This is a genomic window from Parasphingomonas halimpatiens (assembly GCF_036663795.1).
Classification (GTDB): Bacteria; Pseudomonadota; Alphaproteobacteria; order Sphingomonadales; family Sphingomonadaceae; genus Sphingomonas.
Genome location: NZ_JAXOJP010000007.1, coordinates 81,246 through 104,576, shown reverse-complemented (window position 1 = coordinate 104,576; position 23,331 = coordinate 81,246). Strand labels below are relative to the sequence as shown.

26 protein-coding genes are annotated in these 23,331 nt (G+C 67.4%); 20 read left to right on the top strand and 6 right to left on the bottom strand.

The genetic code is table 11. The features are described from left to right. Window positions 1–18: 18 nt before the first annotated feature. The 3 genes from U1839_RS09770 to U1839_RS09760 are packed head-to-tail and all read right to left on the bottom strand — an operon-like array spanning window position 19 to window position 5,107. Window positions 19–2,292 carry a hypothetical protein gene (locus tag U1839_RS09770; RefSeq protein WP_332803454.1) on the bottom strand — a complete coding sequence of 758 codons (2,274 nt, stop codon included), beginning with the start codon at window positions 2,290–2,292 and terminating at the stop codon, window positions 19–21. After that, the gene (locus tag U1839_RS09765; protein WP_332803453.1) at window positions 2,289–3,986 is read right to left on the bottom strand and encodes an Hsp70 family protein; all 1,698 of its coding nucleotides are present in this window, start codon (window positions 3,984–3,986) and stop codon (window positions 2,289–2,291) included. The genes U1839_RS09770 and U1839_RS09765 overlap by 4 nt, the downstream gene beginning before the upstream one ends. Window positions 3,987–4,030: 44 nt before the next feature. Next, window positions 4,031–5,107 (bottom strand): DUF3667 domain-containing protein, encoded by a 1,077-nt coding sequence (locus U1839_RS09760; RefSeq protein WP_332803452.1) that lies wholly within the window; start codon window positions 5,105–5,107, stop codon window positions 4,031–4,033. A 98-nt stretch (window positions 5,108–5,205) separates the two neighbouring features. On the opposite strand from U1839_RS09760, the gene U1839_RS09755 reads away from it, so the two are divergent. The 13 genes from U1839_RS09755 to U1839_RS09695 all read left to right on the top strand — a co-directional run bounded on the left by U1839_RS09755 (window position 5,206) and on the right by U1839_RS09695 (window position 14,166). Next, window positions 5,206–6,480, top strand: coding sequence for a glutamate-5-semialdehyde dehydrogenase (locus U1839_RS09755; RefSeq protein ID WP_332803451.1), 1,275 nt, complete (start codon window positions 5,206–5,208; stop codon window positions 6,478–6,480). Further along, window positions 6,477–6,821: a hypothetical protein gene (locus U1839_RS09750; RefSeq protein ID WP_332803450.1), complete on the top strand. Its 345-nt coding sequence runs from the start codon at window positions 6,477–6,479 to the stop codon at window positions 6,819–6,821. The genes U1839_RS09755 and U1839_RS09750 overlap by 4 nt, the downstream gene beginning before the upstream one ends. 100 nt (window positions 6,822–6,921) lie before the next feature. Beyond that, window positions 6,922–7,959 carry an aldo/keto reductase gene (locus U1839_RS09745; protein ID WP_332803449.1) on the top strand — a complete coding sequence of 346 codons (1,038 nt, stop codon included), beginning with the start codon at window positions 6,922–6,924 and terminating at the stop codon, window positions 7,957–7,959. Window positions 7,960–7,996: 37 nt separating this feature from the next. After that, window positions 7,997–8,251 (top strand): CopG family ribbon-helix-helix protein, encoded by a 255-nt coding sequence (locus U1839_RS09740; protein WP_332803448.1) that lies wholly within the window; start codon window positions 7,997–7,999, stop codon window positions 8,249–8,251. Further along, the gene (locus U1839_RS09735) at window positions 8,248–8,529 is read left to right on the top strand and encodes a type II toxin-antitoxin system RelE/ParE family toxin (protein WP_332803447.1); all 282 of its coding nucleotides are present in this window, start codon (window positions 8,248–8,250) and stop codon (window positions 8,527–8,529) included. Before U1839_RS09740 ends, U1839_RS09735 begins: the two co-directional genes overlap by 4 nt. Then, entirely contained in the window at window positions 8,526–9,137 is a 612-nt protein-coding gene (locus U1839_RS09730) for a nicotinate-nucleotide adenylyltransferase (protein ID WP_332803446.1), read from the top strand. Before U1839_RS09735 ends, U1839_RS09730 begins: the two co-directional genes overlap by 4 nt. Window positions 9,138–9,163: 26 nt before the next feature. Further along, window positions 9,164–9,547, top strand: coding sequence for a ribosome silencing factor (rsfS, locus tag U1839_RS09725; protein ID WP_332803445.1), 384 nt, complete (start codon window positions 9,164–9,166; stop codon window positions 9,545–9,547). A gap of 27 nt (window positions 9,548–9,574) precedes the next feature. Further along, the gene (locus tag U1839_RS09720; RefSeq protein WP_332803444.1) at window positions 9,575–9,997 is read left to right on the top strand and encodes a 23S rRNA (pseudouridine(1915)-N(3))-methyltransferase RlmH; all 423 of its coding nucleotides are present in this window, start codon (window positions 9,575–9,577) and stop codon (window positions 9,995–9,997) included. Between the two features lie 3 nt (window positions 9,998–10,000). Then, complete coding sequence (locus U1839_RS09715) at window positions 10,001–11,197, top strand: murein hydrolase activator EnvC family protein (protein ID WP_332803443.1); 1,197 nt, start codon at window positions 10,001–10,003, stop codon at window positions 11,195–11,197. A 112-nt stretch (window positions 11,198–11,309) separates the two neighbouring features. Beyond that, window positions 11,310–12,635 (top strand): S41 family peptidase, encoded by a 1,326-nt coding sequence (locus U1839_RS09710; RefSeq protein ID WP_332803442.1) that lies wholly within the window; start codon window positions 11,310–11,312, stop codon window positions 12,633–12,635. A 10-nt stretch (window positions 12,636–12,645) separates the two neighbouring features. Next, window positions 12,646–13,134 carry a disulfide bond formation protein B gene (locus U1839_RS09705; protein ID WP_443030595.1) on the top strand — a complete coding sequence of 163 codons (489 nt, stop codon included), beginning with the start codon at window positions 12,646–12,648 and terminating at the stop codon, window positions 13,132–13,134. Continuing rightward, on the top strand, window positions 13,131–13,667 hold the full coding sequence (locus U1839_RS09700; RefSeq protein ID WP_332803440.1) for a demethoxyubiquinone hydroxylase family protein: 537 nt from the start codon (window positions 13,131–13,133) through the stop codon (window positions 13,665–13,667). Before U1839_RS09705 ends, U1839_RS09700 begins: the two co-directional genes overlap by 4 nt. A 16-nt stretch (window positions 13,668–13,683) precedes the next feature. Further along, window positions 13,684–14,166, top strand: coding sequence for a hypothetical protein (locus tag U1839_RS09695; protein WP_332803439.1), 483 nt, complete (start codon window positions 13,684–13,686; stop codon window positions 14,164–14,166). 45 nt (window positions 14,167–14,211) lie between these two features. Here U1839_RS09695 and U1839_RS09690 read toward each other — a convergent pair whose 3' ends face one another. After that, window positions 14,212–15,417, bottom strand: coding sequence for a hypothetical protein (locus U1839_RS09690; RefSeq protein ID WP_332803438.1), 1,206 nt, complete (start codon window positions 15,415–15,417; stop codon window positions 14,212–14,214). Window positions 15,418–15,586: 169 nt separating this feature from the next. Here U1839_RS09690 and U1839_RS09685 point away from each other — a divergent pair, with 169 nt between their 5' ends. The 3 genes from U1839_RS09685 to U1839_RS09675 are packed head-to-tail and all read left to right on the top strand — an operon-like array spanning window position 15,587 to window position 17,861. After that, entirely contained in the window at window positions 15,587–16,096 is a 510-nt protein-coding gene (locus tag U1839_RS09685; protein WP_332803437.1) for a DUF2306 domain-containing protein, read from the top strand. 14 nt (window positions 16,097–16,110) lie between these two features. After that, window positions 16,111–17,571: a glycosyltransferase family 39 protein gene (locus tag U1839_RS09680; protein WP_332803436.1), complete on the top strand. Its 1,461-nt coding sequence runs from the start codon at window positions 16,111–16,113 to the stop codon at window positions 17,569–17,571. Window positions 17,572–17,585: 14 nt separating this feature from the next. Continuing rightward, a complete protein-coding gene (locus U1839_RS09675) occupies window positions 17,586–17,861 on the top strand; it encodes a hypothetical protein (RefSeq protein ID WP_332803435.1) in 276 nt (91 codons plus the stop codon). 7 nt (window positions 17,862–17,868) lie between these two features. Here U1839_RS09675 and U1839_RS09670 read toward each other — a convergent pair whose 3' ends face one another. Next, a complete protein-coding gene (locus U1839_RS09670) occupies window positions 17,869–18,444 on the bottom strand; it encodes a hypothetical protein (RefSeq protein WP_332803434.1) in 576 nt (191 codons plus the stop codon). A gap of 181 nt (window positions 18,445–18,625) precedes the next feature. On the opposite strand from U1839_RS09670, the gene U1839_RS09665 reads away from it, so the two are divergent. The 4 genes from U1839_RS09665 (at window position 18,626) to U1839_RS09650 (ending at window position 22,839) form a co-directional block, all read left to right on the top strand. Next, window positions 18,626–19,843, top strand: coding sequence for an argininosuccinate synthase (locus U1839_RS09665; protein WP_332803433.1), 1,218 nt, complete (start codon window positions 18,626–18,628; stop codon window positions 19,841–19,843). 293 nt (window positions 19,844–20,136) lie between these two features. Continuing rightward, complete coding sequence (locus U1839_RS09660; protein ID WP_443030599.1) at window positions 20,137–20,778, top strand: cytochrome b/b6 domain-containing protein; 642 nt, start codon at window positions 20,137–20,139, stop codon at window positions 20,776–20,778. Beyond that, window positions 20,775–21,536 (top strand): molybdopterin-dependent oxidoreductase, encoded by a 762-nt coding sequence (locus U1839_RS09655; RefSeq protein WP_332803431.1) that lies wholly within the window; start codon window positions 20,775–20,777, stop codon window positions 21,534–21,536. The genes U1839_RS09660 and U1839_RS09655 overlap by 4 nt, the downstream gene beginning before the upstream one ends. A gap of 76 nt (window positions 21,537–21,612) precedes the next feature. Beyond that, window positions 21,613–22,839: a class I SAM-dependent methyltransferase gene (locus tag U1839_RS09650; protein WP_332803430.1), complete on the top strand. Its 1,227-nt coding sequence runs from the start codon at window positions 21,613–21,615 to the stop codon at window positions 22,837–22,839. A 9-nt stretch (window positions 22,840–22,848) separates the two neighbouring features. Here U1839_RS09650 and U1839_RS09645 read toward each other — a convergent pair whose 3' ends face one another. Next, window positions 22,849–23,271, bottom strand: a complete 423-nt coding sequence (locus tag U1839_RS09645) for a DUF1801 domain-containing protein (RefSeq protein ID WP_332803429.1) — start codon at window positions 23,269–23,271, stop codon at window positions 22,849–22,851. Between the last annotated feature and the right edge of the window lie 60 nt (window positions 23,272–23,331).

Here is a 23,331-nt window from a genome sequence, read left to right as displayed (position 1 = left end):
CCACGCGGGGGTAGTTCGTCAGGGCCGCTTCGCCGCCTTGCGTTCGGCGCGAAGCGTTGCGGCGATGTCCCTGTCGGTGTGCGCCGCGAGCGCGCCGAGATAGACGAGCGCGGCGCGGCAGCGCGCGGCGGGGCCGGCATCGTCAGCGAACAGGCGATTGAGCTCGGGAACGCTCAGCCCGTCCTTGCGCATCGCCTCTTCGATCAGGCGACGACTCGTCAGCGCGTGACCGCCGCCGGGCGGGGTCGCGGGCGGGTGGGCGAGCACGTCGAACACCAGCGCCTTGCGCCGCGCGGCGAGCGCCGGCGGCAGCGACGAACGGTCCGCATCGGCGCAGGCCGCCGGGTCGCGCGCCTGAAGCGCCTGGCGTTCGGCCAGCCTGATGCGCAATTCCTCGGCCAGCTGGGCATCGCTCGCTGCCGGCAGCAACACGGCGAAGCGCTCGGCGATCTGTGCATTCAGGTCGCGGATGACATTCTCGCTGCGCCGTTCGCGCACGTCGCGATGCACCGTCGCGCGCATCGCCGCAAAGAGCGACGGGTTGCCGGCTGCGATTCGCGCGAAACCCGGCTCGCTGCGCTGGATGTCGCCGAGCAGTCGATCTGCGCGGCGCTCGACCGTGGCACTGGGCGACAGGTCGTCGCCCAGCGCCGTACGACCGCGATCATCGTTCAACAGCACACCGGAAATGGTCGCGATCAGCGCCACGGTCAGCCCGCGCACGACGATGAAATGGACCAGCTTGCCCCAACCGCTGCCAAAGCCGCCCAGGAGCGATGTCGGCGGCAGGATCAGGATGCCACCGACCAGGCCCGCAACGAGCAGTTCGTCCATCACACCGGTACCGAAATGCGTCCGCACCGCGCCGCCGGTTGCGGTGAGGATCACGGCAGCGACGACAGCGAGCGTCAGGCCGACATCGCGCCACAGCGGCCGCCACGCCCCCAGCCAGCGCGTCAGCCCCTGCCACGCGATGATCCGCATCAACGGGTAGAGCGGCAGCACCACGCCAAGAATCAGCGCCGATGAGGGCTCGATGCGCAGAAAACCGACGGCGGCGACACCCGCCACGTAGAGCAATGTCAGCCAGATCGTCCTGCCGCGCCCCATTGCGATCGGCGCGTCCGGATCGCGCTGCAAGCCGATCCACAACCCGGCGATCATCGCCAGCATCGCCACGACCATCGCCGCGACCGTACCCGGCGGGGTCAGCAACACCACCACCGCCGCAAGAACATAGGCGGCGATCCAGCCATGTTCGCGCCATGGCGAGCGCGTTACGATCCGGTGCCGCAGCCGCTCGCCGACCAGCAGCAGCACCGGCAGGAACAAAGCGACGCCCGCGCCCAGCCCCAGGGCCATATTGCGCCACGCGCCCGGCGCAACTAGCCGCGCGAACAGCCAGACGATCGCCAGCCCGATCGGCGCGGCGATCAGCTTGCCGGGAGTGATGCGCGGCTCGGCAAGCCAGGCGCGCCAGCGCGTCACGGCGCCGGGGTCGAGCGAATAGGCCACCCCCGGCGCATCGCCATCGATGCGCGCGAGCAACGCCCGCACCTGGTCTGCGACGCCGGGCGTGAGCGTCCGCAGCCGCCACGCCAGATCGCCCTTTAACGGGCGGCGCAGGGCGAGCCAGCCACGATGCAACCGATGGTCCGACCGACCGAGCGCGGCGATCAGCTGCCATTCGTCGAGCCGCGCCAGGATGCGCATGACCGACCAGGATTGCCGCCGGCTGTCGTTCCAGCCGAACAGATCGGTCGCCTGACGCAGGATCGCGTCGCTTTGCGGGATGGTGCGGGCGAGCAGGTCGGCAAGCCAGGTCTCGGCGGATGCGCGTACGGCGATCTCGGTCAGTGCCGGCGCCTGGCGAAAGGCAGCGAATTGCCGCTCGACCGCGCGGTCATCGCGCTCGGGTGCTTCGAGCAACGCGGCCAGCCCCCGGGCAATCTCGTTGAAGGCAGCGAGTTCGTCGATCCGCGTCTGCTCTTCAACGGTGAGGATGCCGCCGGGCGCGGCTGCCTCCCCATGCGCCGGTTCCGTCCAACGCGCATCATCGACCGGCCCGTCACTTACAGCCGCATCGTCTTCCTGCCCGGCGTCCTCGTCGTCGAAGTCGAACTGCGCCCAGCGCAGCGCCTCGAGCGCCTGCTCATAGGCGGCGCGCAGTTGCTTGAACCCTTCCGGATCGTCCTCGGGGTTGGTCAGTTTGAGCTTGCGCGCATAGGCCTTGCGGATCGTATCGCGATCCGCGCCGCGCGCGACGCCGAGGATCGCCCAGGCGCTCTTCACAAAAAGGTTTCGCCCTCGATCGCGTCGATCGCGGACTGGAAACGCGCGCGCGCCTGTTCGATGACGCGCGGGTCCTGCCCGTCGATCGCGACGCGAAACTCGCTGATCAACATGTCGATCATCGCGCGCTGGTCGCCCAGCGCATTCTCATAGGCACGATCGCCGCGCGCCAGCGCCGCGCGATTGGCCTCGCTGTCGCGCGGATGCGTCTTGAGCGCGGCGAGCGCCGCACGCCGCCCGGCCAGTGCGGCGTCGTCGCCGGCGGCATCGTCGTTGATCACCAACGTGGTCTTTTCGCCGGTCTGCTGCACGACAATATCGACCTCGAGCAGGCCGCTGACGTCGTAGGAGAAGCGCACATCGACGGCCTGTCCGGCTGGACCGCGCGGGACGCGCACCTTGGTCCGGCCGATCTCGACATTGTCGGCGACGGCGCGCGCTTCGCCCTGAAAGATGCCGAACTCGACCACCGCCTGATTGTCATGCATCGTGCCGAAGCTGTGCATGCGGCTCGCCGGGATGACGGTGTTGCGCTCGATGATCGGGGCGAAGATGCCCGTCTCGACGCCGCCGCCCGGCAGGTGACGCGACATGTCGACGCCGAGCGAATAGGGGCAGACATCGGTCACGACGACTTCCTTCAGCGCCACATCGCGGGCCTTGAGCCCGGCCTGGACCGCCGCACCGAGTGCGACCGCCTCGTCGGGGTTGATGCTGGCATTGGGAAAACGCCCGAACATCCGCGCGACCGCGCGCCGCACCAGCGGCATGCGCGTCGCCCCGCCGATCAGGATGATCTCCGACAGCGCGTCGGGCTTGATCTCGCTGTCACGCAGCGCGCGCAGCACCGGCTCGCGCAACCGCTCGAGCATCGGCGCGGCCGCCGCCTCGAACGTGGCGGTATCGACATCCATGCTGTGCGTCTCGTCACGCCACGTCACCGTCATCGTCGCCGACCCGGCACTGCTCAGCGTGCGCCGCGCGCGCTCGGCCTGTTCGCGGATCTTCTGGTGCAGCGCGTCATCAAGCCGGTCGGCCTGCCACGCCGCGCCGACATGGTCGCGCATCAGGTTGATCAGCAGGTCGTTGAAATCCTCGCCGCCGAGCCGGTTGTCGCCGGTCGAGGCGCGCACCTCGATCACGCCCTCGAAGATCTCGACGATCGACACGTCGAAGGTGCCGCCGCCGAGATCGAACACGAAGAAGCGCGATTCGCTGTCGAGATTCTGGATACCATAGGCCAGCGCGGCAGCGGTCGGCTCGTTGATCAGCCGCTCGACCTTCAGCCCCGCCAGTTCGCCCGCGCGGTGGGTCGCCTTGCGCTGCTTGTCGTTGAAATAGGCCGGCACGGTGATCACCGCCTCGGTCACCGGCTCGCCGAGAAAGGCCTCGGCATCCTCCTTCAGGGAGCGCAGCACGATCGCCGACAGTTCCTCGGCGGTGAAGCTGTGACGGCCGAGCTTGGTGGTGCGCCGCGTCCCCATATATCGCTTGAAGGCGGTGACGGTATTGGCGGCGTCATGCGCCTGGCGCTCGCGCGCGGCGAGCCCGACGACGATCGTGCCGTCGGCATCGACGCTGACGGCGGACGGCGTCAGGACATGACCCAACCGGTTGGGAATCAGCTGCGCCGCGCCGTCGCGCCACACCGCGGCGGCACTGTTGGTGGTGCCAAGGTCGATACCGATGATCATCTGCGATTATCCCTGATCCGCGCCCCGAGCCGGGCGCGGTGCGATCACCCCATCAGGCCGAGCGCGAGCAGCAGCGTTATGAACAGCATGAGCGCAACGAAGCCGAACATGCTCAGCGCTACGGTGCGCCACAAGGCGGAGCGTTTGCGCAGCTGATAGGCACCGCGCAGCTGCGCGAAGAGATGCACCGGCGGGCCGAAGCCGAGCATCAGGCCGAGGATCCATCCTGGCGCGTGAATTTCCAGGCCGAGCGTGAAAACCGTCACCAGCAGCAGCATGAACGACAGACTGTAGGTGACGAAGATGGTGTGGTCGTACAATTTGTAGCGCCGCTTCCACAGAAACAGCAAGGCGACGAACGGCACCGAAATGGGGATCAGCGCCCAGCTATATTTATAGGCGCTCGACTGCAGCTTGTAGAGCGCCAGACCCGGATTGGCATTGGCCTTGGCGATGCCCTTGTCGAGCGGTGCCCAGCCGGTGAGATAGGTGCTGAAGGTCACGCGCTCCTTGCCGTCCTTGCTCGTCGCGAAGGTATCGCGGGTCTTCTTCAGGCCGTCGATCGTGCCGCGCAGGGTCGCGATGTCGTCGGCGTCGGGGGCATCCGGGCCGCCCTTTGCCTGGCTCTGTTCGGCGCGTTTGAGTTGCTCCTCGGACGCCGCGATGACCTTGTCGAACTTGGCCATGCGCTCGACCCGTGCCGCGGGCGTTGCATCGACCTCTTCCAACTCGCCACCAAAGCTGTGGATCGTCGCGAACATCAGGAAAACGAAGAACAGGAACAGCGCCAGCGGCGAGACGAAGCGCGCGCGCTCGCCAGCGATATAGCGCCGCGTCAGCGCGCCGGGATGCAGCACCAGCATCGGCAGCGTGCGCCAGATCTTGCCCTCGAAATGGAACGCGCCGTGCAGCAGGTCGTGCCCGATCGAGGCGAGTGAGCGGTGGACATGGCCGCCCTGGCCGCAGGCATGGCAATAATCGCCGATCAGTGCCGTGCCGCAATTGAGACACAAGCCATGCCCGTGCGCGCCGCCCGCTGCCTCGCCGGCGCGCGGCTCGATTGCGCGGCCCAGCAAGGCCCCGGTGGCGATATCGCCCGCTGCTTCGATTCCCCCGCTCATCGAAGCGGTCGATATCATTACCTTGCGTGAAAGCGATAGGGGGCGCGAAAGCGATAGGGGCTTTGGCCGACGCGCGGTGCATGATATTCGCGCCCGCCATGGCCACCGCTTTCGACCACCAGACCGATGCTGCCGCGCTGATCGCCGCGATGGGTGCGCGTGCGCGTATCGCCGCGACCACACTTGCCGGCCTGTCGAGTGCCACCAAGGCGACCGCCCTGGTGTCGATTGCCGACGCGCTCCGCACAGCCGGCCCGGCGATCCTTGCCGCCAATGCCATCGACATGGCCAAGGGCGCGGCGGCCGGGCTGTCGCCGGCGATGCTCGACCGGCTGAAGCTCGATGCCGGGCGCGTTACCGCGATGGCCGACGGCGTCGCGACGGTCGCGACGCTGGCCGATCCGGTCGGCATGGTGATCGACGAGACGCGCCCCGCCAACGGGCTGGTGCTGCGCCGGGTACGCGTGCCGATCGGGGTGATCGGCATCATCTATGAAAGCCGCCCCAACGTCACTGCCGACGCCGCAGCCCTGTGCATCGGCTCGGGCAATGCCGTCATCCTGCGCGGCGGCTCCGAAGCGATTGAGAGCAACCGCGCGATCCACGCCGCGCTGACGACCGGGCTCGCCGCGGCGGGGCTGCCGGTCGATGCCGTGCAACTCATCCCCGTCACCGATCGCGCGGCGGTCGGCGCGATGCTCGCGGCCGAGGGGGCGATCGACCTTATCATCCCGCGCGGCGGCAAGAGCCTCGTCGCGCGCGTCCAAGCCGAGGCGCGCGTGCCGGTGCTCGCGCATCTCGACGGGATCAACCATGTCTTCGTACACGCCTCGGCCGACCCGGCCATGGCCGAGGCGATCGCGATCAACGCCAAGCTGCGTCGCACCGGGGTGTGCGGCGCGATGGAAACGCTGCTGATCGACTGCGCCTACCCACAGGCAGCGACGCTGATCGCCGCGCTCGCCGCCGCCGGCTGCACGGTGCGCGGCGATGCGGGCGCGCGCGCGCTCGTCCCCGCGATCGGCGAAGCGAGCGCGCAGGACTGGGACACCGAATATCTCGACGCGATCGCCTCGGTCGCGATCGTCGACGGCCTTGACGGCGCGCTGGCGCATATCGCGGCGCATGGCTCGCATCATACCGATGCGATCGTCGCCGATGACGAAGCTGTCGCCGAGCGCTTCCTCGCGGCCGTCGATTCGGCGATCGTGCTGTGGAACGCCTCCACGCAGTTCGCCGATGGCGGCGAGTTCGGTCTCGGCGCCGAGATCGGCATCGCCACTGGCCGCCTCCACGCGCGCGGCCCGGTCGCGCTCGAAGGGCTGACGACCTATAAATGGGTCGCGCGGGGGACGGGGCAGATCAGGCCATGAGCGACACCGTCACTCTTTGGCGGCCGGTGGGACCCAAGGAGCTGGCCTTGATCGAGGAATGCGGCATGACCGGCTTCCCGCCGCGCCTTCCCGGGCAGCCGATTTTCTACCCCGTCACCACCGAAGCCTATGCGATCAAGATCGCACGCGACTGGAACGTACCGGCGAGCGGCGCTGGCTTCGTCACGCGCTTTGCGGTCGGCAAAGATTTTCTCGCAAATTACCGTGTCGAACAGGCCGGCGGCCGAGCGCATGAGGAATATTGGATTCCCGCCGAAGATCTCGGAGCGTTCAACGCCGCGATTCACGGCCTGATTGAAGTCACGCACCGCTTTCCCTGACGGTCGTCGCCGGAATATTTCGCGCCTGGCATTGCCGCCCGACAGGCTGCCCCACATATCCCGCTCACGGCGGGGGCCGTCTTTCCGACAAGGATTACATATGCGCTACAATCCGCTCGGCCGCACCGGCCTGTTCGTCTCGGAGCTGTGCCTCGGCACGATGACCTTCGGCTCGGCGGGGCGCTTTGCGGCGATCGCCGGGCTCGGCCAGGATGAGGCCGATGCGCTGCTCAAGGGTGCGATCGATGCCGGGGTCAATTTCATCGACACCGCCAATGTCTATTCGGCCGGCCAGTCGGAAGAGATCACCGGCCAGGCGATCCGCAATCTCGGCCTGCGCCGCGAGGATGTCGTGCTGGCGACCAAGGCGTTCGGCACGATGGGCGAAGGGCCGCTCGATTCCGGCGCCACGCGCGGCCATCTGATGGATCAGGTCAAGGCCAGCCTGAAACGCCTCAACACCGACCATATCGACCTCTACCAGATCCATGGCTGGGATGCCGCGACGCCGATCGAGGAGACGGTGCGCGCGCTCGACGATCTCGTGCGCCAGGGCCATGTCCGCTATGTCGGCGTGTCGAACTGGGCGGCGTGGCAGATCGCCAAGGCGCTGGGCATCGCCGAGCGCACCAATGCGACGCGCTTTCAGTCGGTGCAGTCCTATTACACTTTGGTCGGCCGCGATCTCGAGCGCGAGCTGGTGCCGATGATGCAGTCCGAGGGGCTCGGCCTGATGGTGTGGAGCCCGCTCGCCGGCGGCTATCTCTCGGGCAAGTATCGCGGCGGCGAGGGCAAGGGGCGGCGCGAGGCCTTCACCTTCCCGCCGGTCGACGAGACGCGCGGCAATGCCGTGCTCGACGCGATGGACCCGATCGCGAAGGCGCACGGCGTCAGCGTCGCGCAGATCGCGCTGGCGTGGCTGCTCCACCAGCCGGTCGTCACCAGCGTGATCATCGGCGCCAAACGCCCCGACCAGCTCGACGACAATCTCGCCGCCGTCGCGATCGACCTCAGCGAGGCCGAGCTGCGCGCGCTCGACGAGGCCAGTCGGCTGGCGCCGGAATATCCCGGCTGGATGTTCGGCATGCAGGGTAGCTACCGCGGCAAATGGATCGCCCAGTCGCGGCACAAAGGCTGATCTTGCGCCTGCTGTATTCAATGTATACATTGAATACATGAGCAAGACCTCCGTCATCACGGCGCGCATCGATGCCGATCTGTCCGACCGGCTCGATGCGCTCGCCGCCAAACTCGATCGATCGCGTGCCTGGATCATGTCCAAGGCGATCGAACGTTTTGTTGACGAGGAAACGGCGTTTCGCGCCTTCATCCAGGAGGGTATCGATGCCGCCGATTGTGGCGAAGTGTATAGCCAGGAAGAGATGGAGGCGTGGGTCGAGGGACTCAGGCACCAAACCGCCGCTGAATGAGTCGCGCTCAATGGACATGGCCCGCGCGAGTCGATCTCGCTGCCATCGACGCCTATTATGAGACGCTGAACCCCGACTTCGCCTTGAAAGTCGCCCGACTTGCCATAGCGGCCGCGCGCTTCCTGGCGGATCATCCACATGCCGGACCAGAGATCGAGCCAGGCATCCGCAAATGGCGGGTGCCACAGACCGATTACATTCTGGTCTATCGGCTCGTTCGCGGCGGCATTCAGGTGGTGCGCGTATATCATGCGCGCCAGCAAGGGCGGCGCGAATGACCCGCCGCATCGGCCTGCTCGGCGGCTCGTTCAACCCGGCACATCAGGGCCACCGTGCGATCAGTCTCGCCGCGATCCGCGCGCTCGGTCTCGACGAAGTGTGGTGGCTGGTGTCGCCGGGCAACCCGCTCAAGGACAAGGCGCGCGACATGGCGCCGCTCGCCATCCGCCTCGCCTCGGCGCGGCGGATGGCGCGCCATGCGCCGATCCGCGCGACCGACATCGAGTCCCGGCTCGGCACGCGCTACACGATCGACACCGTCCGCGCGCTCACCCGTCGCTACCCCAATCACCGCTTCATCTGGCTGATGGGGGCCGATAATCTCGCCCAGTTCGACCAGTGGAAAGACTGGCGCGGCATCGCGCGTGCGATGCCGATTGCGGTTGTCGCGCGTCCGGGCTATGACGGTGCTGCCCACGCGGCCCCCGCGATGGGTTGGCTGCGGCGCTTCATCCGGCCCGCACGCCAGGCGAAGAACTGGACGATGTGGAGATTGCCGGCACTCGTGCTGTTGCGCTTTTCCCCTGACCCGACTTCTGCAACCCGGCTGCGCGCGGCCGATCCTGCTTGGCAGCACCGCTTCGGTGCTCCCGGCCTCACACCCTAGGAACCGACTTGGCATCAGCATCTCCCGTGTATCGCGCTTCCACCCCCGATGAGGTCGATGCGCTGCATCGTCTCGTCCTGTCGTCGCTCGACGACGACCAGGCGGTCGATACGATCTCGATCCCGCTCGCCGGCAAATCGTCGATCGCCGATCACATGGTGATCGCGAGCGGCCGCTCGACGCGCCAGGTCGCCTCGATGGCGTCGAAGCTCGCCGAGAAGATCAAGGGCGAGCTCGGCCGTTCGACGCGGATCGAGGGGCTGCCGACCGCCGACTGGGTGCTGATCGATGCCGGCGACGTCATCGTCCACCTGTTCCGCCCCGAGGTGCGCAGCTTCTACAATCTCGAGCGGATGTGGGCGTTCGGCGATGCGCCGCCCGCCCCGGCCCCCGCTGCCGGCCAGGCCTGAGCCCGACCCAGCGTCAGCGCGCCGGCCATGCTGCTGCATATCGTCGCGCGCGGGCGGATCGGGCGTAGCCCCGAGGCCGAACTCGTCGATCGTTATCTTAAGCGCGTGGCGTGGCCGTCGCGGGTCACCGAACTGCCCGACCAGGGCGGGCGGCTTCCCGTCGTCGAGCCGCATACCCGCATCGTCATGCTCGACGAAAAGGGCGAGACGCTCGGTTCGACCGCCTTTGCCGAGCGGCTCGGCCGCTGGCGCGACGACGGCGTGCGCGAGACTCGCTTCATGATCGGCGCGGCCGATGGCTTCGACGATGCCGCGCGTCAGCAGGCCGACCTGCTCTTTTCGTTCGGTCGCGCGACCTGGCCGCATCTGCTCGCCCGCGCGATGCTCGCCGAACAATTGTGGCGCGCGACGAGCATTCTTGCCAACCATCCCTATCATCGCGAAGGTTAGCCGGTGGGTAGGTGGGGATACTGGCTGAGCGGGTGCGCGGCATTGGTCGCCGCGCTTGGTTTCGTGTCCTGGGCGGCGGCGCAGACCGGCGATGACCAGCGCAGCCGGCTCGAAGCCGCCCGGGCGCAGTCGCAGGCGGCGGCGCAGCGCTCCGCCCGGCTCGAAGCCGCCGCCGCGCGCGAGCGCGACGCGGCGGTGCAGGCGCGCGCGCAGGAAGCAGCCGTCGCCGCGCGCATCCAGCAGGCCGAAGCCGATATCGCCGCGAGTCAGGCGCGGATCGCGATCGTCGATCGGCTGCTCGCGCAGCAGCGGACGCGGCTCGCGGCGCAACAGGGGCCGGTGGCGCGGCTGCTCGCCGCGTTGCAGGGCCTGGCGCGGCGCCCGGCAATGATCGCTGTCGTCCGGCCCGGCTCGGTCGACGATCTCGTCCATGTCCGCGCCGTGCTCGCCAGCACGCTGCCGGTGATCCGTGCGCGCACCGCCGCAATCCGCGCCGATGTCGACCGCACCCGCCAGTTGCAGGCCGGCGCGACGACCGCGACCCGCGCGCTGGCGGAAAGCCGCAGCCGGCTCGAGGATCAGCGCCTCGCGCTGACCCGGCTCGAGGCCGAGCACCGCCTGCGCTCGCGCGCGCTGGGCCGCGATGCGCTGGTCGAATCCGACCGTGCCATCGCACTCGGCGAACGCGCTCGCGACATCGTCGACCAGATGGGCAAGCGGGGCGACGAGGCCTCGACCCGCGCCGGGCTCGCCGCATTGCCCGGCCCGCTGCCGCGCCCGCCGCGCCCCGGCGAGGCAGCCTCGACGCTCGACACCATCAATTGGCCGCACGATTCGCCGCCCTATCGCCTGCCCGTCGGCGGCCGCCTGATCACCGGCTTCGGTGAATTGTCCGACGCCGGGGTGCGTTCGCGCGGGCTGACGCTCGCCCCGCCCGCAAGCGCGGTGGTGATCGCACCGGCAGCGGGGCGCGTCGCCTATGCCGGCAAGTTTCGCGGCTATGGCCAGATCGTCATCATCGACCATGGCAATGGCTGGACCTCGCTCGTCTCGGGCCTTGGCGCGGCGGCCGTCCATGTCGGCGAACGCGTCGCGCAGGGCGACATGATCGGGCGCGTCGGCCCCGCCGAGAGTCCGCGCGTCACCGTCGAGCTGCGCCGCCGCGACCGTGCCGTCGACATGACGCCGTTGCTCGGGTGAAGCGCCGCGTCGCGCCGTTATGCGGAGCTCACCCCTGCCCGAACCGCCCGCTATGATCGCGGCGCCAATACCGCTACGATAGGGTCAACTCATATTGTCCGGATCAGTGTTCATGTCCCGTGCGTTTCTCCAGGCTACCGCCACCGTCGCCGCGCTCGCGCTTGTTCCGCTCGGCACCGGAGCAATGGCGGCGGTCGATACCAGCACTTACCGCGCCTTCGCGCCGTTCTTCGACGTCTTCGCGCGCGTCAAGGCGACCTATGTCGACAAGGTCGACGACGACAAGCTGATCAAAGGCGCGATCCAGGGCATGCTCGCCTCGCTCGATCCGCACAGCGCCTATGAAACCGGGCTCGACTACGACAATCTGCGCATCCAGACCTCGGGCGAATATGGCGGGCTCGGCCTGTTGGTCACGATGGAGGATGGTGCGGTCAAGGTCATCGCCCCGCAGGCCGACACGCCGGGGCAGCGCGCCGGCATCAAGTCGGGCGATTACATCACGCATATCAACGGCAAGCTGATCTTCGGCGAGACGCTCGACGAGGCGATCACCGAGATGCGCGGGCCGCCCGGCACCAGGATCGCGCTGACGCTGGTGCGCGCCGGCCATCCGCTGCCGATCCAGGTCGCGCTGGTGCGCGAGAAGATCGTCCAGCGCCCGGTCAAATGGTCGGTCAAGGACGGGATCGGCATCCTCAACATCAACACCTTCTCCGACAAGACCAGCCAGGGCGTGATCGACGGCATCGCCGGCATCCGCAAGACGCTGGGGCATGATCCGCTCGGCTATGTCATCGACCTGCGCGACAATGGCGGCGGCCTGCGCGACGAGGCGGTGGCGGTTGCCGACGTCTTCGTCACCAGCGGCGAGCTGCTGTCCGAACGCGGCCGCGACCCGCGCGACATCGAACGCTTCTATGCCGAATCGATGGTGCGCGGCGATCTCGCGCACGGCCTGCCGGTGATCGTGCTGACCAATTCGGGCACCGCATCGGCCAGCGAGATTGTTGCCGGCGCGTTGCAGGACCATCACCGCGGACTGGTGATGGGCGAGCGCTCGTTCGGCAAGGGCTCGGTGCAGACCGTGCTCGATCTCGGCAACAACGCCGCGCTGCGCCTCACCACCTCGCGCTACTACACGCCGTCAGGCCGCTCGGTGCAGGAAGGCGGCATCCAGCCCGACATCGCCGTCCCCAACATCTCCGACCCCGATTACAAGGTCCGCCCGGTGTTCCGCGAGGACGATCTGCGGCGCCACCTGATCAACGAGGTCAAGGCCGACAACGCCGTGCTCGAGGAAGACAGCACGACCGATCCGCGTTTCGCGGCGACCCCGGCGCAGCTCAAGGCCAAGGGCATCGAGGATTTCCAGCTATGGTACGCGCTGCAGACGCTCGGGCGGCTTGGCGCGGCGCCGGTACTGGCGAAGAAATAAGGCGATGCTGATGAACGACCGATTCGCCACCGCGCGGCTGCTTGCGCTCGTCATCCCGGTCGCGCTGCTTGGCGGCGCGCTGGCCTTCCAATATATCGGCCACCTCTATCCGTGCGAGATGTGCTGGTGGCAGCGTTATCCGCATATCGACGCTATCCCGCTCGCGCTGCTCGCCTTTGTCGTGCCGGGCGTGCAGGCCAAGCGTGCCTGCGTCGCCTTCGCCGCGGTGTCGATCGCGGTGTCGGGCTTCATCGGCATCTTTCATGCCGGGGTGGAATATCATTGGTGGCAGGGCATCACCGCCTGCACCTCGACCGCGACCGGTCATGGCGGCAGCGTCGACGACATGCTCAAGCGCATCCTCGACGCACCGATCGTGCGCTGCGACGTGCCGCAATGGACGCTGTTCCACGTCTCGCTTGCCGGCTTCAACGCGATCTTCTCGCTGCTCGGCGCCGGTGTCATCCTCACCCTGCTGCTGCGGGCGAAGCGGGCATGAGCCGCTGGCTGCCCGGCGACCGCCGCGAATCGGTCGCTGCGATGGTGCGCGTCGACCAGGCCGGCGAATATGGCGCGACGCGCATCTATGCCGGGCAACTCGCCATTCTCGGCGACCGCTCACCCGCCTCGCGCGCCGTCGCGCGGATGGCGCAACAGGAGGAACGGCACCGCGTCTTCTTCGACGCGATGATGGCGCGGCGCGGCGTGCGCCCGACTTTGCTCCAGCCGCTGTGGAACGTGGCGGGCTTCGCGCTCGGCGCCGTGACCGCGGCGATCGGCCCGGAAGCGGCGATGGCCTGCACCGCGGCGGTGGAAACCGAGATCGACAAGCATTATTCAGACCAGCTTCATGCGCTCGGCGCCAGTGATGCGGAATTGTCGGCGGCGGTCGCCGATTTTCAGGCGGAAGAGGTCGAGCATCGCGAAACGGCGCTGGCGGCGGGCGCAGAAAACGCGCCCGCTTATCCAATTCTCAGCGGCCTGATCCGCCTAGGCTGCAAGGCGGCGATCGCAACCGCCAAGCGACTCTGACCCGGGAGGGGTGACGATGACGACCATGACCCGAGGCCTGCTGCCTGCCCTCGCACTGCTGCTGCTCGGCGCGCCAGCCATGGCGCAACAGGTTGCCGGCCCGGCCAATCCCGATGCGCGCCCCAAACGACCGACCGACAGCGGCACGGGCGAGGTCGCGCGCCAGGCACCAATCAATGGCGTGCTCACGTTGTTCGGCAACCAGCGTTGCCCGACCGATTCGACCGGCGCGGAGGTCGTTGTCTGCGTCCGCCAGGGCGCCGCCGAGCAATATCGCATCCCCAAGGCGCTGCGCAATTTCCAGGTCACGCCGGAAAACGAAGCCTGGGCGTCGCGCGTCGTCGCCAATGACAGCGTCGGCACCACCGGTACCGGCAGCTGCAGCACGGTCGGCCCGGGCGGTTCAACCGGCTGCTTCCGCCAACAGGCCCGCCAGCAACGCGCCGAAAAGAAGGAGCGCCAGGCCGACGACCGGCGCGTCGAGGAAAGCCTGCCCTGACGCTTCGCCGTCACAGCACGGCGCGGCAACGTTCGGCGCGATGTTTCACCCTTTGCTCTTCTCCTTCGCGCTCTTCTCGTCGGGCTTGACCGTCGAGCGCACGACCATGAAGCGGTTGAGCACGTCGAACCAGAAGGGCGCGCCGAAGGTCACGCCGATTGCGGTAATCAGCCAGCCGCCGACGATCGCCAGCCACCATGCCAACTTCTGCCACAGGTCCATCTTGGCATAGGCATCCGCCGAGCTGTGCCCCGAGGTGGCGAGCAGGCCGAATTGCGGCGCGGGCTTGCCGCCTTCCCAGCCGATCGGCCAGCCTACCTCCATCATCTGCGCGGTGACCGCCTTGATCTCGCTGACCTGCGCGTCGACCTCGGCCGACGCGGTCACGGCCGGTGTGGTGGGCGCGGCGGACGCCACGGATGGCGGCGCGATGGAGGTCGGCGCGGGGCTCGACACGGCTGCCGGTGTGGCCGTCGAGGCTGGCGCGGCAGTGGCGGGGGACGTCGGGGTCTCCTTGCCGGGCCCGACGATACACTGCGCCTGATCCTGCGCGCAGGTCGCAAGCGTCGCCCCGGCCTGCGCCACCACGGCGTCGCGCAGCTTGTCGTCGGTCGACAGGCGCTGCATCACGGTAACCGCGTCGATGTTCATCGACGCAGCGGTGACGAAGCCGATCAGCAGCAACCACAGCTGGGTTCGCGCCTTGTAGGCGCCGGACACGCGCTCCATCGCGCTGTTGAACCATCGCTCGAGCGCGGCCTGCGCCGTCGCCAGTTCGCCGTCGGCCGAATCGAGCGCGCTCTGCACCGCCTGTTTGAGCCCGTCGGGCGGCGTGCTCGCCGCCCAGTTGCGCAGGTCGCCGATCGCCAGCGTCGCGTTGGGCGTCATCAGCCCGGCAGACTGATTGTCGTCGCGCACCAACTGGAACACCGCCTTGGCGAAGCTGTCGGCCGGAATGTAGGATGGCAGCGCGGTACGCCCGACGAACGGCACCCATTTGCGCAGAAAGCCGACCAGCGCGTCCTGGTAGTCGCCCTTGAACAGCGCCGAGATCAGCGGGCCGTTGTAAAAGGCGTCGATCCGGCCCGGCACCTGATCGGTGTCGAGCATCTGGGCGATCGCCGCGGCCAGCGACGATGCGCGCGTCTTGATCGCCAGTTCGCCGATCTCGCGCACCGCCGAGCAGATCACGCTGACGAACAGGAACATCAGCGCCATGCCGATGCCGACGTCGATCGTCTTCAATTCCATGGCGCTTCCCCTCGCCCCGATGACAATCGATATCACGGGTCGCGCGCGATCCCGACGACAACATGGTCGCGATCCGGTGCGACCGTGCCCGGCGGCGGCGCGGCACCGCACTCGGTTGCATGGCGTGGACGGCGCGCTAAGGATATCGCCGCACAGCGCGGGGGAAGTTATGGCGACGGTGATGGAAAACGCGGCGCCGCGCCAGGCATTGGCGGCGGACACCTATGAGAATATCCTCTCCGCGCTGGCAATCCTGTTGTTGCTCACCGTCATCGCCGCCCTGCTCCGTGGCATGCCCTATTGGGGGCGCGTGCCGTTGCTCGTCTGGGCGCATCTCGCCACCATCCTGCCCGCGCTGGCGCTGACCCCGGTGATGCTGCTGCGCCCGCGCGGCGACGCGCTGCACCGCCTGCTCGGCAAGGTCTGGGTCGCGGCGATGTTCCTGACCGCGGTGATTTCCTTCGGCGTCAGGCTCAGCCGCAACGGCAGCCTGAGCTTCATCCACATCATCTCGGCCTATGTCATCGTTGCAGCGCCGCTGATCTGGTGGACCGCGCGCAACCATCAGATCGCCCGCCACCGCCGCTCGGTGCGCGGCATGGTCACCGGGGCATTGCTCGTCGCGGGTTTCTTCACCCTGCCCTTCGGGCGGCTGCTCGGTCGCTGGCTGTTCGCTTGAGCGAGCGGGCGGGCATGACGCGCGGGTCGCACGGCGTCACCGCGGGGCTGTTCGTGCTCGTCTGGCTGTCATGCGTCTGGTTCGGGTCGTGGTCGCTCAATCCCAACAACGCGACAAGGCTGTTCGGCGCGCTGGCGCTGGTCGAACAGCATGACGCCAGGATCGACCGCTTCGAATCACTGACCATCGACAAGGCGCAATTCGGCAACCATCATTATATTGACAAGGCGCCGGGCATGACGCTGATGGCCGTGCCATGGGTCTGGGCCGCCAATGCCGCGACCCATTCCACCTCGCGCGACTATGTGATCGACATCACCAACCCCAGGCTCGAGAAGTTCCTCGCGCTGCGCCTGCAGCTCGCGGTGGCGTTCGGCACCGCCTTGCTCACCGCCTTTGCCGCCGTGCTGCTGTTCGATCTCGGCACGGGCATTACTGGCAGCGTTACCGCCGGGCTGGTCGCCGCGCTCGGTTATGCGCTGGGCTCGATCGTGTGGGGCTGGTCGACAACGCTGTTCGGCCACGCCCCGGTCGCCGCCCTGCTGACGATCGCGACCTGGGCGGTGTGGCGCGGCACCGGCGGCCCGCGCGAGCTGGACCGCTGGCGCTATCCGGTGATGGCCGGCGCGGCGCTGGGCTGGGCATTGGAGGTCGAATTCACCGCGATCTTCGGCGGCGTCGCGATCGGGCTGTGGGCGCTGTGGCGCACGCGCCGGCTCGACGCGGCCCGGCGCTGGCGGATCTACGGCGTGACGGTCGTCGTCGCGCTGCTGATGCTGGTGCCGCTCGCGCTCTACAACCAGCTCGCCTTCGGCACGCCGTTCAAGCTTGGTTATGAGGGCGTGGTCGGCTTCAACGGCATGCAGCAGGGTCTGTTCGGCCTGACCTATCCCAAGGCCGACATCCTGTTCAGGATCATCTTCTCGCCGCGCCGCGGCCTGTTGCTGGTGGCGCCGGTGCTGCTGCTCGGCGCGATCGGGCTCGACCGGACGATCCGCAACCCCGCAACGCGCGATGTCGGCATCCTCGCGGCGGGCGTCGCGATGGTCGTGCTGCTGGTCAATGCCTCCTATGTCTATTGGGACGGCGGCGCCTCGACCGGACCGCGCCATTCGGTCGTGGCAATTCCGTTTCTCGCGCTTGGGCTGGCGCCGTTCTGGGCGAGCCTGCGCAGCGGCTGGGCGAAGCGCGCCACCGCGACCTTGCTCGGCCTGTCGATCCTGCTCAACCTCGCCATCGCCACGACCGACATCTTCGACTCCGACGGCTTCGACTTTCCGCTGTGGGAACGCAACGCATCAATCCTCGCCAGCGGCAAGCTCACCAGCCTGCCGAGCGATTGGTGGGGCTGGTCGCCATGGCGCGGCGTCGCACTCTATCTCTTCCTTGCCGTGCCCCTGCTGGTGACGATGATCCTGTCGGCCCGGCGTGCCGATCGCCGCGGCGCGACGGTCGCCCAGCCGGCGGATGGCTGAGGCGCGGCGGCGCTATGGCACGACAGAAGCGCTATCTGACGGCGACCTTGCCCGATGGCTACAGCAAGACGATCGGCCCGACCGCCGATCCCTGGACGCATTATTGGCGGATCGTCGCGATCCTCGCCAACGGCAAGACCGAGATCTTCTGGGGCCACACCAAATCGCTTGTCGAGGCGAAGAAGAAGCGCACCGCGACCGAGGAAGCCGCCCGGATGCGCGGCTGGAAAAGCCATGCCTTCGAGATCGTCGCGCTGGTCGAATCGCGCGACGAGCCCGCGCCGAACTGAGCCCGCATCAGGCGAGCCCGGGCGCGACGCGAAAGGTCAGCACCGCGATAGCGGGATCGGCCTCCCACCGTTCGCCCGACGTCGGATGGTTGACGTTCCAGTAGCGCGCGAACGCCCGCCGCGCCGTCGGGCTCGTGCCCGGAATCGGTGGCGGCCAACGCCACAGCGATCCACCGAACAGCGGCCGCGCGCCCTCGGCACGGATGTCGTCGCGCGTGATCTGCTGGAGCCGCTCATGCCGCACGGCCTCGACGATGAGCGTAAGGCGCGACGCCCAGCGCGGCATGTGCCAGGCGGCGATCCACTTATAGTCGGTGTCGCCCGGCCGCCGGCCCGGCGTTCCACGGCCATCGCGATAATGTCGCCAGCCATCGTGCAAGATGACGAACTCGGCCTTGCGCAGCGTCGTGACGATGTCTTGCCCCGCCGCGTGCCGCGCGGCGAGGCACGATTCGCGCACCCATATCCGGTCGCCAGGCACACAGCGCGCCATGTGAGTCCCCGCCCCGACACGCACCTGCGTCTTGCGCCCCGACAGCAGCGCGGAAGCCATGCCGGGGTCGACGATCAGGGAGCGCTGCATCGCGCGGCAATAGCGTCGCTGCCCCCGTCGATCGAGTCACTATGCGGGCCGCGAGCGACCGCGGCACCCGACGCCGCAGTCGCTCGTTGATCTATGTGTCGGCTTGCTCCCCGAAACGTTGCCATTTCCGCCCCTACCCCCTAGAGCCGCGCCGCCATTCCCCGCCACCGGAGCCGTGCCCATGTCCGACAAGATCAACCGCGTCGTCCTCGCCTATTCGGGCGGACTGGACACCAGCGTGATCCTGAAATGGCTGCAGCAGACCTATCAGTGCGAGGTCGTCACCTACACCGCCGATCTCGGCCAGGGCGAGGAGCTCGAGCCGGCGCGGCGCAAGGCCGAGCAGGCCGGCGTCAGGCCCGAGCACATCTTCATCGACGACGTCCGCGAGGAATTCGTCCGCGACTATATCTTCCCGATGATGCGCGCCAACGCGCTGTATGAGGGGCTGTACCTGCTCGGCACCTCGATCGCCCGGCCGCTGATCGCCAAGCGCCAGATCGATATCGCGCGCCAGGTCGGCGCCGACGCCGTCAGCCATGGCGCGACCGGCAAGGGCAACGACCAGGTCCGTTTCGAGCTCGGCTATTACGCGCTCGCGCCCGACATCAAAGTCATCGCGCCGTGGCGCGAATGGGACCTGACCAGCCGCACCAAATTGATCGAATTCGCCGAGAAGCACCAGATCCCGGTCGCCAAGGACAAGCGCGGCGAGGCACCCTTCTCGACCGACGCCAACATCCTGCACACCTCGTCGGAAGGGAAAGTGCTCGAGGATCCGTGGGAGGAGGTGCCCGACTATGTCTATTCGCGCACCGTCAACCCCGAGGACGCGCCCGACCTGCCCGAGATCATCACGGTCGATTTCGAGCATGGCGACGGCGTCGCGATCAACGGCGAGGGGATGAGCCCGGCGACGTTGCTGGCGAAGCTCAACGATCTCGGCCGCAAGCACGGCATCGGCCGGCTCGACCTGGTCGAGAACCGCTTCGTCGGCATGAAGTCGCGCGGCATGTACGAGACCCCGGGCGGCACGATCTATCACCTCGCGCATCGCGGCATCGAGCAGCTGACGCTCGATCGCGGCGCCGCGCATCTCAAGGACGAGCTCGCGCCGCGCTATGCCGAGCTGGTCTATAACGGCTTCTGGTTCTCGCCCGAGCGCGAGATGCTGCAGGCGGCGATCGACCACAGCCAGGACAAGGTCACCGGCACGGTGCGGCTCAAGCTGTACAAGGGCGGGGTCTATGTCATCGGCCGCAAGTCGCCCTTCTCGCTCTATTCGGAAAAGGTCGTCACCTTCGAGGACGATCAGGGCGCCTATGACCAGCGCGACGCGGCGGGCTTCATCAAGCTCAACGCGCTGCGCCTGCGGCTACTCGGACGACGCGATCGGTAAACCTTCGCCCCTCTCCCATCGCGGGAGAGGGACGGTCCCGGACGAGAGGCGACTTTGAGCCTGCGCGGCGCTTGCCAAGGGCCACGCGTGTCACGGGTCGTCCAAATGGTGCCTTTTCGTCCAGCGCTATCCCAAGCGGCGTTCACGGCGCGCAGTCATTGCTGTACGCTGCGTGCACGATGACAGGGGAAAGCGCCATTCTCGACGATCCGGCACCGCAGGACGTTGCGCCACCGGCGCCGGCGACGATCTATCGCCACCGCGTCGCGACGCGATTGTGGCACTGGATCAACATGATCACGATCCTGATCATGATCGGCAGCGGGGCGACGATCCTCAATGCCCACCCGCATCTCTATTGGGGCAATTACGGCGCCAATGCCGACCACCCCTGGTACAATCCGCCGCACATGCCGTCATGGCTGACGCTGCCGAGCCATTATAATCTCGCGATCGCGCGGCGCTGGCACCTGCTGTTCGCGCTGGTGCTTGGCTTCGGGCTGCTCGGCTACATGATCGCCAGCCTCGTCAACCGTCATTTCCAGCGCGACCTGCGCGTCCGCGCCGGCGAGCTGGCGCCGCGGCACCTGTGGCATGACGTGACGGAACATCTCGCGCTGCGCTTCCACGATCCGAAGAACCCGACCGCCTACAACATCTTCCAGAAGCTGGCCTATGTGTCGGTGATCTTCGTGCTGATCCCGGCGATGATCCTGTCGGGGCTGACGCTGTCTCCGGCGATGGACGCCGCCTGGCCGTGGCTGCTCGACCTTATGGGCGGCCGGGCCTCGGCGCGTTCGGTGCATTTCATCGCCGCGACGGGCATCGTCATCTTCATCGTCGTGCACCTCGTCCTCGTCCTGCTCGCCGGACCGATCAACGAAGTGCGTTCGATGATCACCGGGCGCTGGCGGGTGCCGGAGGAAAAGTCATGAGCGGGATCATCACGCGCCGGACGGTGCTGACCAGCGGTGCGCTGGGCGCGGGGCTCGTGCTGAGCGGCTGCGACAAGCTTGCCGAACAGCCCGCTTTCCGCAAGATCCTGTTCTCGGGCGAGAAGATCAACCAGGGGCTGCAGCGCTCGCTCTCCGCGCGCCACGCTTTGGCGGCCGAATTCCGCCCCGACCAGATGTCGCCCTTCTTCCGTACCAACGGCACCGCCAACCCCAACACGCCCGATTACAATGCGATGGTCGGCGAGAATTTTGCCGGCTGGCAACTCAAGGTCGGCGGGCTCGTCGCCACCCCGCTGTCGCTCTCGCTCGCGCAATTGCGCGCGATCCCGGCCCGCACCCAGATCACGCGGCATGACTGTGTCGAGGGATGGAGCGCGATCGGCAAATGGCACGGGCCGTTGCTCGGCACGATCCTCAAAGCCGCAGGCGTGCGCGACACCGCGCGCTTCGTCGTCTTCACCTGTGCCGACCTGTATGGCGGCCGCCCCTATTATGAATCGATCGACCTGATCGATGCCTTCCACCCGCAGACCATCCTCGCCTGGGCGCTCAATGATGCGCCGCTGAGCGTCGGCCACGGCGCGCCGGTGCGGCTGCGCGTCGAGCGCCAGCTTGGCTACAAGCACGCCAAATATGTCATGAAAATCGACGCCGTTGCCTCGCTCGACGGCATCGGCAAGGGCAAGGGCGGCTATTGGGAAGATAATGTCGATTACGATTGGTACGCCGGAATCTGACAAAATCGCGACGATGTCGCACCTGCGGCCAATCTCAGGGCTTATCTTTGCCGCAATGCGGCGATAACGCAACGCCATGGCCCTGCTCGATATGTTTCTGTCACGCGCGATCAAACGCGGCGTCCTCACCATCACCTACCCCAACGGCAAGACGAGCCGATTCGGCACCCCCGATGCCGAGCTTGGCGAGGTCGCGCTGCGCTTCACCGACAATGGCGCGATCCGCGCGGTGCTGCGCGATCCCAGCGTCGGCACACCCGAGATGTTCATGAACGGCCGGCTGCTGATCGAGCAGGGTGACGTTCGCGACCTGCTGGTGCTGATGACCAGCAACAATCGCTACGAGCTGGGCAGCAACGCGCTCGATGCCAGCTTCATGGGCAAGGCCTGGGGTCGCCTGCGCTTCAAGATCGCTCGCTACAACATGGTGCGCAAGTCCAAGCGCAATGTCGCGCACCATTACGACCTGTCGGACAAGCTCTACGAACTTTTCCTCGATGCCGACCGGCAATATAGCTGCGCCTATTTCACCGATCCGTCGAACAGCCTCGAACAGGCACAGATGGACAAGAAGGCGCATATCGCGGCCAAGCTGGCGTGCAAGCCGGGTATGACGGTGCTCGACATCGGCTGCGGCTGGGGCGGCACCGCGCTCTATTTGCACGAAAAACTCGGTGTCGAGGTACTCGGCATCACGCTGTCCGAGGAACAGCTCAAGGTCGCGCAGCGCCGCGCAGCCGATGCCGGCGTCGCTGACAAGGTCCGCTTCGAACTGATCGATTATCGCCACGTCACCGACACCTTCGACCGCATCGTGTCGATCGGCATGTTCGAGCATGTCGGGACGCCGCATTACACCACGTTTTTCCGCAAGTGCCATGAACTGCTAAAGCCCGATGGCGTGATGCTGATCCACACCATTGGGCGCGCCAACGGGCCCAACGTCACCGACCCGTTTACCGCCAAATATATCTTCCCCGGCGGTTATATCCCGGCAATGTCCGAGGTGCTGACGGCAAGCCAGCAGATGCGCTGGTTCGTCTCCGACGTCGAGACGCTGCGGCTGCATTATGCCTATACGATCCGGCATTGGTACGATCGCGTCGTCGCGGAACACGACGCGATCGTCGAGCTCTATGACGAGCGCTTCTACCGGCTATGGACCTGGTATCTCGCCGGCTCGTACATCAGCTTCCTCAACGGCGCGCTGGTCAATCACCAATATCAGTTCGTCCGCGATCGCAACGCCCTGCCGATCACGCGCGATTACATGATTGAGGAAGAACGTCGCCTGCGCGGCTGACCTCGCGCATCAGGCGACGTCGTTGGGCCCCTTGTGCGCCCAGGACGCCGCGACCATCCGCTCGAGCACGGCCATGTCCACATCGGCGAGCTTCTTGACGTAGAGGCACCCCTTGCCGGTCGAATGCTTGCCGAGCACGGCGAGCATCGCATCGCGATCGGGAAAGCTCGTACCGAGATAGAAGACGAGCTGCGCCTTGCGCGGTGAGAAACCGATCCGGCAGATCTCGCCCTCGCGCCCGCTCTCATAACGATAGCGGTTCACACCGAAGCCGATGATCGACGGTCCCCACATCGTCGCCGGCTCACCCGACACGCGTGCCATCAGGTCGATGACGATCTCGGCATCGGCGCGGCGCTGGTCGGGTTCGACCCTGTCGAGGAACGCCGCGACGCTGACCGCGGTCGGCTGCGTCTTGTTGGTCGTCGCCATGGATCTCTCCGACTCGTGACCCCCAAAGTCTAGCAGCGCATACAGAGACCATCTAGGAGC